At 61.3% G+C, this 16,235-nt stretch carries 14 protein-coding genes; 2 read left to right on the forward strand and 12 right to left on the reverse strand.

Translation table 11 applies throughout. The annotated features are described in order from the left end of the window. Positions 1-81 precede the first annotated feature (81 nt). From NTCA1_RS22700 to NTCA1_RS22735, 8 genes are all read right to left on the reverse strand, one after another. Positions 82-1,974 (reverse strand): PAS domain S-box protein, encoded by a 1,893-nt coding sequence (locus NTCA1_RS22700; RefSeq protein WP_159831936.1) that lies wholly within the window; start codon positions 1,972-1,974, stop codon positions 82-84. Between the two features lie 650 nt (positions 1,975-2,624). After that, positions 2,625-3,635, reverse strand: a complete 1,011-nt coding sequence (locus tag NTCA1_RS22705) for a TrkA family potassium uptake protein (RefSeq protein WP_201282573.1) — start codon at positions 3,633-3,635, stop codon at positions 2,625-2,627. Between the two features lie 42 nt (positions 3,636-3,677). Then, complete coding sequence (locus NTCA1_RS22710) at positions 3,678-4,091, reverse strand: Na+/H+ antiporter subunit G (RefSeq protein ID WP_159831938.1); 414 nt, start codon at positions 4,089-4,091, stop codon at positions 3,678-3,680. After that, entirely contained in the window at positions 4,088-4,357 is a 270-nt protein-coding gene (locus NTCA1_RS22715; RefSeq protein WP_159831939.1) for a K+/H+ antiporter subunit F, read from the reverse strand. Before NTCA1_RS22715 ends, NTCA1_RS22710 begins: the two co-directional genes overlap by 4 nt. Then, positions 4,354-4,842, reverse strand: a complete 489-nt coding sequence (locus NTCA1_RS22720; protein ID WP_159831940.1) for a Na+/H+ antiporter subunit E — start codon at positions 4,840-4,842, stop codon at positions 4,354-4,356. Before NTCA1_RS22720 ends, NTCA1_RS22715 begins: the two co-directional genes overlap by 4 nt. Beyond that, positions 4,839-6,362 carry a monovalent cation/H+ antiporter subunit D gene (locus tag NTCA1_RS22725; RefSeq protein WP_159831941.1) on the reverse strand — a complete coding sequence of 508 codons (1,524 nt, stop codon included), beginning with the start codon at positions 6,360-6,362 and terminating at the stop codon, positions 4,839-4,841. The genes NTCA1_RS22720 and NTCA1_RS22725 overlap by 4 nt, the downstream gene beginning before the upstream one ends. After that, entirely contained in the window at positions 6,359-6,706 is a 348-nt protein-coding gene (locus tag NTCA1_RS22730; protein ID WP_159831969.1) for a Na+/H+ antiporter subunit C, read from the reverse strand. The genes NTCA1_RS22725 and NTCA1_RS22730 overlap by 4 nt, the downstream gene beginning before the upstream one ends. A 2-nt stretch (positions 6,707-6,708) precedes the next feature. Beyond that, the gene (locus NTCA1_RS22735; protein WP_159831942.1) at positions 6,709-9,519 is read right to left on the reverse strand and encodes a monovalent cation/H+ antiporter subunit A; all 2,811 of its coding nucleotides are present in this window, start codon (positions 9,517-9,519) and stop codon (positions 6,709-6,711) included. Between the two features lie 283 nt (positions 9,520-9,802). Between NTCA1_RS22735 and NTCA1_RS22740 the strand changes: the two genes are divergently transcribed. Continuing rightward, positions 9,803-10,090: a Na+/H+ antiporter NhaA gene (locus tag NTCA1_RS22740; RefSeq protein ID WP_236549529.1), complete on the forward strand. Its 288-nt coding sequence runs from the start codon at positions 9,803-9,805 to the stop codon at positions 10,088-10,090. A gap of 17 nt (positions 10,091-10,107) precedes the next feature. Here NTCA1_RS22740 and NTCA1_RS22745 read toward each other — a convergent pair whose 3' ends face one another. Both NTCA1_RS22745 and NTCA1_RS22750 read right to left on the reverse strand, forming a co-directional pair. Next, complete coding sequence (locus NTCA1_RS22745) at positions 10,108-11,346, reverse strand: DUF2254 domain-containing protein (protein ID WP_236549530.1); 1,239 nt, start codon at positions 11,344-11,346, stop codon at positions 10,108-10,110. A gap of 66 nt (positions 11,347-11,412) precedes the next feature. Next, positions 11,413-12,318, reverse strand: a complete 906-nt coding sequence (locus tag NTCA1_RS22750) for a mechanosensitive ion channel family protein (protein ID WP_236549531.1) — start codon at positions 12,316-12,318, stop codon at positions 11,413-11,415. Between the two features lie 260 nt (positions 12,319-12,578). On the opposite strand from NTCA1_RS22750, the gene NTCA1_RS22755 reads away from it, so the two are divergent. Beyond that, entirely contained in the window at positions 12,579-14,378 is a 1,800-nt protein-coding gene (locus NTCA1_RS22755) for an SLC13 family permease (RefSeq protein WP_159831943.1), read from the forward strand. 496 nt (positions 14,379-14,874) lie between these two features. Here the strand turns inward: NTCA1_RS22755 and NTCA1_RS22760 are convergent, their stop codons facing one another. Beyond that, entirely contained in the window at positions 14,875-15,486 is a 612-nt protein-coding gene (locus NTCA1_RS22760; RefSeq protein WP_159831944.1) for a hypothetical protein, read from the reverse strand. A gap of 86 nt (positions 15,487-15,572) precedes the next feature. Then, entirely contained in the window at positions 15,573-16,160 is a 588-nt protein-coding gene (locus tag NTCA1_RS22765; RefSeq protein WP_159831945.1) for a fasciclin domain-containing protein, read from the reverse strand. Positions 16,161-16,235 lie beyond the last annotated feature (75 nt).

Below are 16,235 nucleotides of genomic sequence, written 5' to 3' on the forward strand. Positions count from 1 at the left end.
AGAGCACCCGAATAAAGTTCTCTGATTCTTTCAACAGCCCGATCCAGATGGGCGCGGCAGCGAAACCGGTGTTGCCATTGATTATCCTTTGGGCAAAATCCGGTTGAGATCGACGCCAAACCGCGCCTGCAGGCCTTCGGGAAGATATTCGATTAGAACATCACGGCTACCGCATATGCCCAGCGAAATAAGTCGCGATCCAAAGCCCTTTTGCGCCGGCTGAGCCACTACGGGGCCGCCACGTTCCTGCCACAGAAATTGGAAGCGGTGATCATCATTATACCAGCTGACCAGGACTTGCCCCGCCTCTTGCGACAAGGCGCCGTACTTCACGGCATTGGTCGCCAGTTCGTGGATGATGAGCGATAGAGACATCGCAGCTTCGGCGCTTACCTGAATGTCCGATCCGCTTAACGCGATTCTGCCGCTGTCAGCGCCCAGCCACAGGATGCGCTGAAGAAGTGTGTACATTTGCGTCGCGCTCCAGTCGGTTTGAAGCAGACTGTCATTTGCCTGGCCAAGCGCGACTATGCGGCTCAGCAGCGCTTCGCGCACCTCACGATCTACGTCTCGTAGGGTTTGGGAAGCGAGCGACTGGACCATGGTGAAGCTGTTTTTCACCCGGTGAGACATTTCCTGCATCAAAAGGTGCTTTTGCTGCTCAGCGGCCTTGCGAGCCGTCACATCGACGGTCGTTCCGGAAAAGCGATACGCCGCGCCAGTCGCATCCACTACCATCCGACCCTTGCATTCGACCCAGCGTATCGGCTCGTCGGGGATGGCGAGCCGATACTCGACGAGGAAATCTGCGCGACGGTCAAAGACGGCCCGGATGCTCGCGCGCAACCCGGGCAGATCTTCCTGCACGACATATTTCTGATATTGTTCTTCGGTGAGGCCTGCGGCGCATCCCTCGACATCAAGCCCATACAGCCGCGCGAAATTCGCATCGCCGTGAATGCGGTCAGATGATACCATCCAGTCCCACAGGCCCACAGAGCCGGAGGCGGCCAGCGCCATCTGCAGGCGCTCGTCTTGTTGCGCTATGCGATCCTGAAGAAGACGCGCCTGGGTCTTGTCGCGCAGAACCTTCACGAATCCGACGATCACGTCGTCGGCATTCTTGAGCGGCATCATCTCTCCGCTGGCCCAGAACCGCTCCCCATTCTTGCGCAGATGCCAACGTTCATCCGCCCCCCTGCCATTTGCCAGCGCCTGCCTCATCTCCAGGCTGGGAACGGCGGCGGCGCGATCCTCCGGGGTAAAAAAGACCGAGAGATCCTGGCCGATTATCTCTGGAGCTTCCCAACCAAGAATGGCCGTTGCACCGGCATTCCAGTCGGTGATCGAACCTGTGCGATCCATGACGATGATCGCATAGTCGATGGCGCTATTGAATATCGACTGGAAGCGCAGCGCCGCATTGGTGAGGTCATTCTTTCTTTCGCGCTCCTGCCGGGCGACCTTCCGCAACTCCAGTTGGCTCATCACCTGCGTCGCCAGCATCTGCAACGTGAAGCGCTGCAGTTCGCTCAATCCATGAGGGCGGGTCTGAGTATCTAGGATGCAAAGTGTACCGATCGTTAATCCTGCCTGATTTTTAAGCAGAGCGCCGGCATAAAATCGGATGCCGCCTGCGACATCGACCAAGGGATTGGCCGCGAACCGGCTGTCTTGCGTGGCATCGCGGATTTCAAGGAAATCCTCTTCTAGGATCGCGTGTGCGCAAAAGGATGTGTCTAGTGGAGTCTCACGCACGCCAAGGCCGACTTCAGCCTTGAACCATTGGCGGTCATCCCCAACGAGATTGACTACTGCGATTGGCGCGGAACAGATCGCAGCAGCCAGCTTCACAATATCATCGAACTGCTGTTCGCGCGGTGTATCGAGGATATCATATTCTGCTAGAGCTTCGCTGCGGCCTGCAGACAGAAAATCGCCAAAGCATGAAGGTGCATCATGTGCGTCGTTCAAATTCTGGCTCCATGCGCGAAACCGGCATAATGTCGGCTGCGGACGATCTATAGCCGTGACCGCAGGGGCATAGCCATTAATAAAACCGGTCAAGCAGCCCGGCGTTGCAATTTGTCGAACTGCGGCGTGTTATGGATCATCTGCCTGAGAACCACAGAGTGTTTTTCTGCTTCGATTAAGGCCTATTTCGCCTGCACTTACCAACTTACCAGTCAATCCTCGATGGCCAGAGTTTGAAGGATGGCGGCTGTTGGATGGGAACGTGTCATTCTTGGCAAGGCACTCGAAGGCCGGTTTTGCCCCATGATGCGGCGTTTGCCTGCGGCAACAGGCGACCCAACTATCGCCGTTCCCCTCTCGTGACGCGAACGGCCGGGTACGGCAAGAGCTGCCACCCCATGAACAGCAGGCTGGCTGCGCCCGCTGCCACCGGCCCGACGGCCGTGATATTGGAAATGCCGAAGCCGGGCTGACCATCCCCATGCGCCACTTCATCGACGAGCCGGTTGGTCGATGTGCCGACCGGCGTCAGCGTGCCGCACGGGATCGATAAGTCTAACAAGGTGCCCCGGCGTACCGCGCGATCAGGGTGATGATGAACATCAGCCCGAGGATCGCAAGGTGCGCTTCGAAGAAGGTCAGGATTTCGCTCACTGCGGGTCGTCCGTGTCCTGGTTGGCGGCGGGAACCACCTCCAGAATGATGTCTCCTGCTTCGAGGCGGTTCGCCCCTTCCTCCCAGAAGCCGATCATGCTGCCGCGACGATAGATGCGATGTCCGAGCCCCGTGCCGATTGACCGCAAAGGGACGCCGATTTCCTCCGAGGTGATGTGCCGCTCGCGCAGCGCCACCCGACCATCGGTGGCCGCCAGGTCGGCCATGTAATCGGCCAGATGTGCGCCGTGGGTCGATCCGGCGAGCAGCAGCCCGGCGAAGCTCGCCGGGTTTATCACGGTATTAGCACCGGCCTGCCGCGCGATCGCTTCGTTGTCTAGTGAACGGATCACAACGCTGATCGGCAGATCGGGCGCGATACGCCGAGCAGTCAGGACAATCAGGATCGAGGTGTCATCGCGTCCTGCCGAAACGATCAACGCACTGGCGGCGCCAAGCCGGACCGCCTGCAGCGCAGCGTCGCGAGTGGCGTTTCCTTCCATGACAGCTACGTCTAACAGTTCCGCATGACGGAGGGCGGCACGATCCTCGTCGATCACTACGATCGTATCGGGATGAGCGCCGCGGCGGATCAGTTCGCTGGCTGCTTCCGAACCGCTATTGCCGAAGCCCGCGATTACCACGTGGTCGCGGAGCTGCCGTTGAATCACGGACATGCGCCATCGCCCCCACACCCGCCTGAGTAAAAAGTCATAAGCCGTCCCCAGAAAAATGAGCCATACGAACAGTCGGATCGGAGTAACGACGAAAGTATCGAACAGCCGGGATTGCTGTGTCACCGGCACGATGTCTCCGTATCCGACGGTCGTGACGGTGATCATGGTGAAATAGAGGATATCAGCAAAAGTAACCGGCTTGCCAGACGATTGGCGCAGGCCTTCGCGATCGAACCAGTGGACAGCCAGTGCGATACCGATCAGCGCCAGCGCCGCCAGAGCCCGCCACGACAACGCCACCCAAACCGGCGTTCGGCTGCGACGATACAAGTGATAATCGGGTTGGTGGGGACCGGGTTGCACGACGAACGATCAGTCGCCGGCGGTGGTAACGGACGTGTCCCGGCCTGGCGCCTGGAACGTCGCCCAGTCGCCGTCTTCGCTCGGGCGCGGGGGCGGACCCGCAATGCTGTCGGGTTCGGCGACGGCACCGGCTCTGACGCGGTGCAGATGGACCTTGGCGATCATGTTCGCCGATATAGGGGCGGTGATGAACAGGAATAGCGAGATCAGGACTTCGTGCGCCGTCCAGATGCCCAGCCGCGTCTGGAAATAGACCACCGAGGCAAGCAGCAACGCGCCTAACCCCAACGTCGTGGCCTTGGTCGGCCCATGCAACCGCTCCATCGTGGACGGCAGCCGAACGAGCCCCCAACTGCCGATGAGCGCAAAGCCGCCGCCCAGCAGCAGAAGCGCGGCGATTATGGCGTCGGCGATGGTGATCATTCCACGATGTCTCCGCGCAAGATGAACTTGCAATAGGCGATAGTGCTGACGAACCCGACCATCGCGAGCAGCAGGGCCGCTTCGAAATAAGTGTCGTTGCCCCCGATCATGCCGATGAGCACGATCAGCGCGATTGCGTTGATCACCATCGTGTCGAGAGCCACGATCCGGTCACCCAGAGCCGGGCCGCGCAGCAGCCGCCAGACGTTGAGCAGCAGCGCGAGCGCAATGCAGCCTGCCGCTATGTTGAGGGCAATTTCGATCATGCGAATATCCGTTTCAGGCGTGCCTCGTACCGCGACTTGATTCGAGCCACTTCCGCGGCTTCGTCGGCCACGTCGAGGGCGTGGACCAGCAGGAAACGGCCATCGGCCGATACGTCCGCCGAGACGGTGCCCGGGGTCAGGCTGATCGTTCCGGCAAGCACCGTCAACGCTTCGGGCGTCGTCAGTTCGACCGGCACAACAAGCCAGCGCGCCCGCAGATCGCGGTTGCGGCGCGCAAGGATCAACCACGCGACCTGGAAGTTGGCGACGACGATGTCGAACAGCACGATCCCCAAGTAGCCCAGGAAGGCGCGGCCAAAGCGCATGCGCGGCCGGGCAGGCCAGAACGGCTGGGTGAACCTGGGCAGGAGCAGCGCGAAGACGGCTCCCACGACGATGCCGCCAACTGTAATCGCGTTCGCCATCAACAACCAGACGATCAGCAGCATAGCCGACAGAGCGGGATTGGGGAGCAGCCGTTTCATCGGTCAGATCCCAAGATCGCGGTGACGTAGCGGTCAGGCGCCATGAGCTGGGCGGCGGTGGCGCGGGTCTGTGCGTTCATCCATCCGGCGGTGATGGTGAGCACGCCCATGAGGACCAACAGGGTTGTCGGCGCGATGAAGTCGACGCGCGATCGGCGGGCTGCGGTGATCGCCGGGGTCCCGGGCGGGGCCGCCTTCCAGAAAAGGCGCGAGCCGCTGCTCGAAAAGCCGATGACGCCGATCAGGGTCGTCGCCAGGATGGTCAGCCAGATCGCCTGCCATCCCGGCTCGGCGAAGGTCGCGTCGAGGATCAGCAACTTGCCAACGAACCCGGCCAGTGGCGGCAGCCCCACGGCGGCGATCGCCGCGATAAGGTACAGCAGACCCGTCGAATCCTGTTCGGCAAAACGCGGCGTGGGAACGATAGCGTCCGCATATTGGCCGCGCCGCCGCCCAGTCACGTCGGCGACAAGGAAGAGCGCGGCTCCCGCCAGCGTCGCCTGCACCATGTAATAGAGCGCAGCGGCGAGCGTCGCCTCACGCCATAGCGAGACCGCCATGAGCAGCGTGCCGGTAGAGGCGAGCACTGCGAACGCCGCCTGCTCGCGCATACCCCGCGCGGCCAGCACCCCGACAAAGCCGAGGACGGCGCCCAGGATCGCGGCGGGCAGGAGATAGGGAGAAGGCACAAAGGCGGCCGCACCCGATCCGGCGCCGAAAACCAGGGGCACGGTCCGGATCATCGCATAGACCCCGACCTTGGTCATGATCGCGAACAGCGCGGCGACCACCGGCATCGTGGCGGCATAGGTGCGCGGCAACCACAAGTGCACCGGCACCACCGCCGCCTTGAGCGCGAACACCGCCATCAGCAGCAGCCCGGCAACGCGCAGCACCCCCTGGTCCTCGGCTCCCAGACTGGCGATCCGGACAGCGAGGTCTGCCATGTTGAGCGTCGCGGTGAGGCCGTATAGCAGTCCCAAAGCGATAAGGAACAGCGCCGATCCCACGATATTGACCACCACGAAGGCGACGCCCGCCTTGATCCGCAGTGCGCCTTGGCCATGGAGCATCAGGCCGTAGGAAGCGATCAGCAGCACTTCGAAGAACACGAAGAGATTGAACAGGTCCCCGGTCAGGAACGCTCCGTTCAAACCCATCAGCTGGAAATGGAACAGTGGATGGAAATGCCAACCTTGCTGATCCGCCCCAGTCACCATGGCGTGGACGAGCACGACGGTGGCCAGCACGGCTCCCAGCACCAGCATCAGCGCGGCGAGGCGGTCGATCACGAGCACGATACCGAACGGCGCCGGCCAGGCCCCCAGGGCATAACTGTGGATAGCATCGTCCTGCGCCAGCGCGAACAGGGCGATGGCGGAAACAAGCATCAGCAGACAGCCGCCCAGCGACAGGGCAAGCGCGATCGTGCGGTAGCGGCGCATCAGCATCATCGCGACAGGCGCTATCACTGCGGGAACGACTATCGGCGCCACCGCGAGATGGTCGAGAACGGTCATGCTGCGTCCTCCTCGTCCGGCTGGGCCAGGCCATCGACCTGGTCTGATCCGCTCTCCAGGAAGCTGCGTAAGGACAGGATCACGGTAAGCGCGGTCATGCCGAAGGTGATCACGATCGCGGTCAGGACCAGCGCCTGCGGCAGCGGATCGGCGTGCGCCATGGCATCCTTGGCATAGAGTGGCGGCCGATCGACGATCAGGCGTCCGATCGCGAACAGGAACAGGTTGACTGCATAGGACGTGAGCGTCAGCCCTAGCACCACCTGAAAGGTCCGCCCGCGCAAGGCCAAGTAGATGCCGCCAGAGACCAGCACGGCGACGGCGGAGGCGACCAAGAACTCCAGACTCACGACGCTTCCTTTCCGTCCTGCCGGGCGGCGCGCAGCGCGACATGGGCAAGCTGCGCCAACGCCATCATCACCGCACCCACCACCACGCAGGCGACGCCCAGATCGAACAGCATCGCTGTCGCCAGTTCGAACTCTCCAATCAGCGGCAGGTGAAAATACCCGAAGCTGCTGGTCAGGAACGGCGCGCCGAACAACAGCGAGCCGAGCCCTGTTGCCACCGTGATCAGCACGCCCAGTCCGATGAGCTGGTGCTCACCGATCCGGCGCCGCGCATCCGTCCAGTCGAACCCGGATGCAAGATATTGCAGCAGGATCGCGATCGAGAAGACCAGCGCCGCGATGAACCCTCCGCCGGGCTGGTTATGCCCTCGCAGGAAGATATACATCCCCACCAGAAGCGCGAGCGGCAGCAGCAGTCGGGTCGCCATTACGAACATCATCGGATGACGTTCGGGCGAGAAGCGGTCCTTCGATCGCCATTCGCGCAGCCGCCGGCCGGCTACGCCATGCACAGCCGGTTCGAGCAGCGCGTATATGGCGAGCCCGGCGATGCCAAGCACGGTGATCTCGCCCAGGGTGTCGAACGCGCGGAAGTCGACCAGGGTTACATTGACGACGTTGGTCCCGCCGCCACCCGAATAGCTGTTCTCCCAATGGAAACGCGAGATCCCCTCGCGCTCCGGCCGGGTCATGATCGCCCAGGCCAGCCAGCCAGTGCCCAGCCCGCCGAGCGCCGCCAGCCCGCCGTCGCGAACCCGGCGAGGCACGCTAGACAGGCGCGGTGGGCAGCCGGGAAGCAGGTGGAGCGCCAGAAGCATCAGTAGGATCGTCACCACCTCCACTGCAATCTGCGTGAGCGCGAGATCGGGGGCGGACAGGTGGATGAAGGCTAGCGCCATGACCAGCCCGATCACGCTGATGAAGATGAGCGCGAGATAGCGCCGCCGGTCGACCACTATCGTCGCGACCGTCGCGACGATTAAAGCGGCCCAGGCGATGGTCGCCGGAACCGAGGCGGGCGTCGTCGCGCGCGTGCCGGCGGTGATCCCGAAGCGTATCGCCGCCTCGAGGCCCAACGCCACTGCCACAACGAACAGCGCAGCGAGATAGCGTTGCAGCGACGCGGCATGGATGGCACCTGACACGCGGCGAAGCTGACGCACGGTGGCCGTCATCGCCGTGTCGAACATGCGCTTGGCATCGGGCGTCGGTGCGCGTGCGACCATGACGGCGAGTGCGCGATGGCGCCAAACCACCACCGCTGCCGCCACGACCGCGCCCAGGCTCATCAACAAAGCCGGGTTGATCCCGTGCCAGAGCGCCAGATGCAGTGCCGGTCTGGCGCCGCCGGTCACCGCCGCGCTGGCCGCTTCGACCAGGGGACCGGCCAACGTCATCGGCAACAGACCCAGGGCCAGCGCGATCGCGCCCAGCACGGCGGCCGGGCCGAGCAGGACAGCGCCGGGATCGTGCGGTGCGGAGACATCGGCGGTACAACGCTTGCCGAAATGCAACGTGATCGCGTAGCGCAGAGAATAGGCGGCCGACAGCATCGCTGCGATCGTCACCAGCACTGGCACCAGCAACGCATGACCCGCCCAATGCGTATGCACGCTTTGTTCAAGCATCATTTCCTTGGAGATGAACCCGCCCAGCGGCGGCAATCCCGCCATCGCCGCAGCCGCCAGCACGCCCAGCGTCGCCGTCAGCGGCATCACTGTCGCCAGGCCGCCCAGGCGGCGAATGTCCCGCGTGCCGGTTTCGTGGTCGATGATCCCCGCGTGCATGAAAAGCGCAGCCTTGAAGGCCGCGTGGTTCACGATGTGGAAGATCGCTGCCGTTACCGCCGCTTCGGTACCAAATCCCAGCAGCATGACCATCAGGCCCAACTGGCTTACGGTGGAATAGGCGAGCATTGCTTTGAGATCGGATCGGAACAGCGCCACGCCTGCACCGAACAGCATCGTAACCAGCCCAATCGGCGCGACGATATAGAACCACAGATCGGTGCCCGCCAGCACCGGCCAGAGCCTCGCGAGCAGGAATACCCCGGCCTTTACCATCGTCGCCGAATGGAGATAGGCGCTGACCGGGGTCGGCGCCGCCATCGCATGGGGTAACCAGAAGTGAAACGGGAACTGCGCCGACTTGGTGAAAGCGCCGGCCAGCACCAGGATCAGGATCGTCGGGTAGAGCGGCGATGCCTGAACGATCTCGGCGCGCGACAGCACCGTTGCCAGGTCATAGCTCCCCGCCACCTTGCCCAGCAGTACCATGCCCGCGATCAGGGCAAGGCCGCCTCCGCCAGTGATGGTCAGCGCCATCCGTGCGCCTTGCCGTGCCTCGGCACGGTCGCGCCAAAAGCCAATGAGCAGGAAAGAGGCCAGGCTGGTCATCTCCCAGAAGACCAGCATGAGCAGTATGTTGCTGGACAGGGCAATGCCGACCATCGCCCCCTGGAACAGCATTAGATAGGACAGAAAGCGTGCCGTTGGTTCACGCGCGCCTAGATAGCCGTGAGCATAGACGACGACGAGCAGTCCGATCCCCAAGATCAAGCCTGCGAACAGCAGCGCCCATGGATCGATCCAGAAACTGAAATCTAAGCCCAGTGTCGATATCCAGGCGAGTTGGAATGTGGGAGTTTGACCCGAGAGCACCGACCCGGCCTGCGACAGCAGCACGGCCAGCCCACCCGTGGTGCCGCCCCCGGCGATCAGCATATGCACGCCGCGCGATGCGCGCCGCATCGCTATCAGGAGAATGACGGCGAGAAAGGGTATGGCGATCAGGGCAAGCAACGACATGCGGATTCCCCTTCAGGCGACCGGACCAGGTGCGTGGCGAAGGCGCGCGGTACGACGTGCGGTGGCGGTGTCCGGCCCTGTCGAGCACGCGGGACGATACGATGGCTCCATGTCAGGCACGACCGTTGTCGTGACGACAGGAAACGGAGAGGACAGGGCGAGATGCTCGGTCAAGCCGACGCTCCAGGCATGAGGGTTCGCCGTTGGCGGCCCGACCAACGTTAGAACCTGCCCGCATCAATGCCTTGCGAACACCCAGCGTTGCTATTGCACGATCGCCCGAGTGCGAACAACCCCGTTAGAACGTCAATCGGAACTTCTGCCCGACTTGACGATCTGCTCACGCATCGAAATCGCCACGCGGCCAAGCGGTGCGACGTGGACGCAGACCTATGCAATATGCCTGCTTTGGGGAATTGGCTTCGCGATGAGCCTGATCGTGGGAGTTTTGGTTTTTTTTGATCTGCTGTTCGACGAACTCAAGATCGGCGTACTCGGCGGTTCAACCCTGTCAGCCCTCGCTGGCTTGCTTCTTCTGTGGTTTTCAAAGGGCCCGGCCAAAGCCTCATGACCTTGCTCGAACGATCGTCAAGCCCAGTACCGCCGGTGAATTAGGGTCACTCGTTCGCGATCATCTGAGCTGATCATGGCTTCACAGGCCCTGTGGAGGGCATCGCGTGCTTCGTTCTCGAAGTCGCGGCGCGCATGCGGCGCGATAGCTTGCAGTGCCCCGAGGGACTTTTGCAGCCGTATCGCGACTTCGATGAGCCCCGCTCCGTCGCGCGCGATCGGCCGGTACAAGTCGTCGAGCAGGTCAGGCAGAGCAAAAGGCGGCACCCGGACGCCCGTAGGCGCACAGGCCTCATCAGCCTGCTCACCATTTAACATCGTGGCAAGAACGCGCGTACCCGCTTCGATGACTGCTATTGCTGTGCCAGGGTCGTTCACCGCTGGCGACAACGCGCGTGAGGCGATTTCAGAAAGCACCACCAGGCCGAAGCGCGGATCATGGTCGAATGCCCGGTCGTGCTCGACGGTAAAGGCGGCGCGGATCATGCCCGCCTGTTCATCGTCAATCGGCACCGTTGCCCAGGCGAGGAAGCGCGAGGGATCGACGAATGTGCCGGCAAGTGCGGCCAGAACGATCTCTCCGCCAATCTGATTCGCTGCATGCTCAAGGGCGGGAATATCCACATGGGTTATCCGGCCCATTCTGTGATGGAAGACGCGGGCCGCGTCGTGTGGCACTTCACGATCCTGACGCGCTCCAGCCTGCGGAGGCCGCGCCATCATGCGTGCCGCGTCCGTCGCAGCCTTTTCAACCCGATCAATCGTGTCACTGACGCGCCCGAAATGGGTGATGTGTTCGATCCACCTCAGGAATGTGATCACAATGAAGCCGATCACAAGAACGGTGCCTGCGTAGAGGATCACGCGGCCGCTTTCCCCGTAAAGCCCGGTCGACAAAGCGATGATTCCGACGATCGCGAACAGGAAACTGCCGAGAAATGTCGCCAGGGCATTCTGAGCGGTAGTGTCTGCCACCAGGAGTTGCACAGCGCGCGGGGTGATGGTGCTCGTGGCGCCTGAGTAGGCCGATACCATCGCTGTGAGAGAGAAAGTCGTGACAGCCAGCATGCTCGAAGCAAGGACGTTCAAGATGTTGTCGACCGACTTTGCGCCAACTTTCACCGCAAACTCGTAGGTGATGGCGTGGCCGACCAGCGCGCCTGCGAGGGCAAGGCAAACGGCGAAGAGGCAGAACAGCCCCGCGCGAAACCACATGCGGCGCGTCAGCAGTCTCAAGGCCCATTGCCAGCGGTTCAAATGGTCTTCCTAGTTGAATGAAAGGGGGCGGGAAAATGGGCGATGCGACGGTTACGGCGCCGGCGGTCAGGCGTCGGAATCGGATTGCGCTGGCTCATCATCCCGAGGCGCATCCTGTCTAAGCCTGCGAATGCTCAAAGCCTCCTTGAATGTATTCGTGACATAGGGGAACGGGATCTCGATCCCGTTTTCATCAAGCGCGGACTTTACCGCCCGGACTACGGCGTCGCGCGAGGTGTGCATGTCGAGCGGCTTGGAGCCAGACCACCACCGGACGGTAAAGTCCACCGAACTCGCGTTGAACTCCTTTGCGAAGACATCGACCCGCCGGTCCTTTTCGATAACATCGAGTCCTTCGACAGCGCTGCGGATTACGTCGGCAGCCGTATCAAGGTCCGTATCGTAAGACACGCCGATCACGATTTCGTGACGGCGATGGGGCTTGTCAGTGAGTATCTCGACCGGGTTCTTGAACAGGGTGGAGTTGGGGACAATCGTCAGTTCATTGGAGAACTTGCGGACGTGGGTCTCGCGCAGCGAGATGTGCTCCACGCGGCCCACGATCCCGTTGCATTCGATTGCGTCGCCGATGCGCATCTTCTGGCGCACCATGATGAGAATTCCAGCAAGAAAATTCTGAAAGAAATCCTGGAAAGCGAAGCCGATCGCGATGGTGCCAATACCGAGGCCCGCGACGAGGCTCGCCGGAGTAAGGCCAGGGAGGACCACCGTGGCTGCGATCATAAGACCTACGACCCAGACGGCGATGGAAACGACCGTGTCGACCAGTTGCTTGAGGCTTTCGCGGATGTGTGCGTGCTGGGTAAGTCGGGCGGCGATCCGCCTGCAAAGTCGGGCAACCAGCGCCGTGACCACGACCAGAATCAAAGCGATGCCGATATTGGGAAGGAGAGCTATGAAGCCGGTCCACATTGACCACAGTTGGCGCATCAGAATGTCGAATGTGCTCACATGCCGCCTCGTCACAGATGCAAGCCACCAATCGCGCGGCTGCTACCTTGCAAAAGCGCCTGAACGGCCGATTGGCTCCGGATAAAGCTCGAGGAAGGCCGGTGACGGCGCTTCATTGGCTTAATTTGGGTTTTCAATGCCGTGCGAGCGACTATCGGTGTGTTCGTCCGTTCTTCCATTCTAAGAAATGAAGAATGAGCGAAAGCCGCATGGTGGCGGGGGGCAAGTGCCGGTCCATTTCGAGCGAGGGTTAAGAAGCAATGCAATCTATCATCGCGGGTTGGACCAGTGCACAGCCATTTGTCGGCCTGGTGCTGGTTCTCCTGCTTTTCGTGGCGTTTGCGACCGAGCGCTTTCCGCCGGTGGTGGTGGCAATCGCGGGCGCGACCTTCATGCTCGCGACCGGCATGCTGGCACCGTCAGACATTCTTTCCGTATTTGCCAATCCTGCGCCCATCACCATTGCCGCGTTTTTCGTACTCTCGGGAGCATTAGTCCGAACCGGCGCCATTGATGCCATCGCTCAGTTGATGGTAGCGCGCGCCAAAGAAAGTCCGAAAAAGGCTGTCGCAGAAATGCTCGGCACAGCAATGGTGGCGCCGGCATTTGTAAACAATACCCCTGTCGTGATGGTTCTGATTCCTCTGGTAAAGCGATTGGCTCGCACCGTGGGGATCGCCGCGACGCGTATGCTCATCCCATTGTCTTATCTGGCGATCCTCAGCGGCACGCTGACACTGGTGGGCACATCGACCAATCTGCTGGTGGACGGCGTAGCGCAGGAAAATGGCCTGAGGCCGTTTGGCATTTTTGAAATAACCGGTGTGGGATTGATCGCTCTCGTCGCTGGGTGCCTGACTTTACTCATACTTGGTCCCAGGTTGCTTCCGAACAGGCCTGATGACGAGATGTCGGATTCCAGCGAGCGGCTGTTCCTCACCGAGCTGGCCATCGTTCGGCCCAAAGGTGTCAGTCTGCGAATTGGTGACTTGAAGACATTGCGGCAAGGTGGAACGCGCCTGCTCGGCGTTCGAAGAGGCTCGAGGATCCTGCGGCAGCCTCCCACCGATCTTACGCTTGAAAGTGGCGATCGCCTTATCGTATCGACGAATGCGCGCGAACTCGATGCACTGGCGCGTGCTCATGAGGTATCTGTCGGCCTTCAAAATGTTGGTCGGCCGATCCGTCTCGCAAACGATGAACGCGAAGACGGGATGGGCCTAGTAGGCTTGACGCTGGCGCCAACCCACCCTGCAATTGGGCGGACACTGCGCGAAATTCCATTCCTATCCAATCTGAGCGTGCGCATCCTCGGCCTTAGCCGTCCTCGTCATCTGGCGGGTCCGGACCTTGCCAACGCGCGCCTGCGCGCCGGCGACCACCTTCTGGTGGCAGCAAGCGAACAGGCTGCGGCTCAGTTGCATGACAACGCCAACTTCATCGCTGAGGATACGAGCACGATCCGCCGTTATCGCCGACGCAAGGCGCCAATTGCCATAGCCGCACTCGCCGGGACAATCGTGCTGGGCGCACTCAATGTGCTGCCGATTTTCGCGCTGGCGATTATTGCCGTCGCACTCGTCCTTTTGACGCGATGCATTGATGCGGAGGAAGCGTGGAGTGCCATCGACGGCAACGTCATTGTCCTGATCTTTGCCATGCTGGCATTCGGTCTTGGGCTGGAGAAAGCCGGAAGCGTAGCTTTGATCGTCGATACGCTGGCGCCTTGGATGGCTCACCTTGAGCCGCTCGTTCTCCTGATCGTTCTGTACGCGGCGACCTCGACCCTGACCGAAACGGTGACTAACAATGCCGTGGCGGTGATCATGACCCCGATTGCGATTGGTATCGCTGAGGTCGCTAGTGTCGATGCCCGATCCCTTGTTCTGGTTGTGATGTTTGCTGCTTCCGCGAGCTTTGCAACGCCTATCGGTTACCAGACGAACACGATGGTCTACGCTGCTGCGGATTATCGGTTCGCCGACTTCGTGCGAATCGGGCTACCTATGAATTTGGTCGTTGGCTTGGCGACCTGTCTGGGTATTTATATGCTGCAGTAAGTAAATAGGCATTCCGAACACCAAATTCAAAAAGTCCGGCAAGTCAAAATTTCCAATAATAATTGCCATGGCTCGGCAAGTAAAACTGTGGATATTAAAACAGATACGGCAAATTGACAGATTTTCTCGGAAGGACGCGCTTTAGGGCAGCATTTCAGGTACGGCAGCTGTTGGATTGAGCTCTGCCGTTCCCGGGGCAGCCCGCGAACGTCGTTTTTGTTCCACGACACGTCGTTCAGGTTCAGCCGCAATTCGGTGAACCGACGGCAGCTATCAGGAATCCGCGATAACGTGGTCTACGACCGCTATGTCGGCGTCTCCGGAAAGCCCTTGAATGTGTTGCCTCAAAAAGTCTGAACCTGCGATCGTTCTGCTCTGCTGCACGCTTGGACGCTGGTACTGACAATCTATCTCTGTGGTTACCTGAACAGCATTCGGTCGAGCCGAGGCACTGTACGCCTGTTCAACAACCCTGCGCGCCCTCATCGGCGCCGGATCAATTAACCGTGAGAAATCGGCCGTCGATGTCGAAACGACAATTGAAGAACTTGGTGCCCTTGCTTGCATCACGGCGGTCATACCACCCTTGCACGAGGTAGCCGCTGCGTTGCTGGATCGGTGCATTCGCGGTTACTTCGCTGGGACGGCGGTCGAACGCTGCCGCTGCCTCGTTCCGGCAGATTCGTGACAGCTCATCGGCGGCGACGTAGCCGTGGTGAACGGGGGGGTGAATTGGGCCACGGTCGGATGATCGGGGATGGTCGCTTCGCGCATCCTGCCGGCAGTCCGGCGGCGTCGTCGGCATGACCGAGTCGAAACGGCCATCCTTTGTGGCAATGGAAACGCACTGGTGGCGCGCTTCGCTCCACCAGTAGGCATAGCTGCGATCGTCACCCTTTTCACCGCCGACATTGCGATAACCCCGGCGCTGGATTTCGGCGTCGGCCTGCGCCGCCCGCGCGCCGACCATATCTTCCAGGCCGGTGGACTGCGCATGCGTCAGCGAAGGCGCTAGCAATGCCGCGAGTGCGGCAACAGCGGCGGACCGAGGGAGGATGCGCATATGAAACACCTTTTTCGTGGCTTCCTGGAACGTGCCGGTTTTCACGAAGAAGGAGATACTGACGCGCCTTATTCGGGGCAAGTCAAATGGGGCTCGTCGACAAGCGCTGGCGAGCCCCATTCGGCGAGCCCTCAGGGCATCAATACGGTGTCGACGACATGGATGACACCGTTGGATTGCATGACGTTGGCGATGGTAATCTTGGCCTTGCCACCCTTGGCATCGGTCAGCCACCAGGCACCGGCGTTGTCCTTCCACGCGGTCAGCTTTTCGCCCTCGATTGTGGTCAGCATGGCCTTGCCGCCGTGGGCCATGGCATCGGCGGCGATGTCGGCGGCGGTCATCCGGCCGGCGACGACGTGATAGGTCAGGATCTCGGTAAGCTTGGCCTTGTTCTCAGGCTTCAGCAGCGTGTCCACGGTGCCGGAAGGCAGCTTTGCAAAAGCCGCATTGGTGGGTGCGAATACCGTGAACGGCCCCGGTCCCTTGAGCGTATCGACAAGACCAGCAGCCTTGACGGCGGCGACCAGCGTGGTGTGATCCTTGGAGTTAACCGCGTTGTCGATGATGTCCTTGGTCGGATACATGGCGGCGCCGCCTACCATCGGGTTACTGGCCATCGACTTACTGGTGGGCGCTTTCGCTCCGACAGAGGCGGCTCCGGAGAGCAGCAGGGCTGCGGTGAGCGCGGTTGCAAGCGTGCGGGGTAGGGCGTGCATGTCTGACATCCTCTCTTCCGTTGCGCATTCCATTCTTACGGGAAGCGTTCCAGATACGACGCGCCGGGCCGCGCG

This window comes from Novosphingobium sp. TCA1 (assembly GCF_009811895.1).
Lineage (GTDB): Bacteria > Pseudomonadota > Alphaproteobacteria > Sphingomonadales > Sphingomonadaceae > Novosphingobium > Novosphingobium panipatense_A.

Bases quoted from the DNA above. Each gene is read 5' to 3' on its own strand.
- NTCA1_RS22725 (WP_159831941.1), bottom strand. From the start codon at position 6,362: ATGACCGTTCTCGACCATCTCGCGGTGGCGCCGATAGTCGTTCCCGCA.
- NTCA1_RS22710 (WP_159831938.1), bottom strand. From the start codon at position 4,091: ATGATCACCATCGCCGACGCCATAATCGCCGCGCTTCTGCTGCTGGGC.
- NTCA1_RS22735 (WP_159831942.1), bottom strand. From the start codon at position 9,519: ATGTCGTTGCTTGCCCTGATCGCCATACCCTTTCTCGCCGTCATTCTC.
- NTCA1_RS22755 (WP_159831943.1), top strand. From the start codon at position 12,579: ATGCAATCTATCATCGCGGGTTGGACCAGTGCACAGCCATTTGTCGGC.
- NTCA1_RS22715 (WP_159831939.1), bottom strand. From the start codon at position 4,357: ATGATCGAAATTGCCCTCAACATAGCGGCAGGCTGCATTGCGCTCGCG.
- NTCA1_RS22765 (WP_159831945.1), bottom strand. From the start codon at position 16,160: ATGCACGCCCTACCCCGCACGCTTGCAACCGCGCTCACCGCAGCCCTG.
- NTCA1_RS22720 (WP_159831940.1), bottom strand. From the start codon at position 4,842: ATGAAACGGCTGCTCCCCAATCCCGCTCTGTCGGCTATGCTGCTGATC.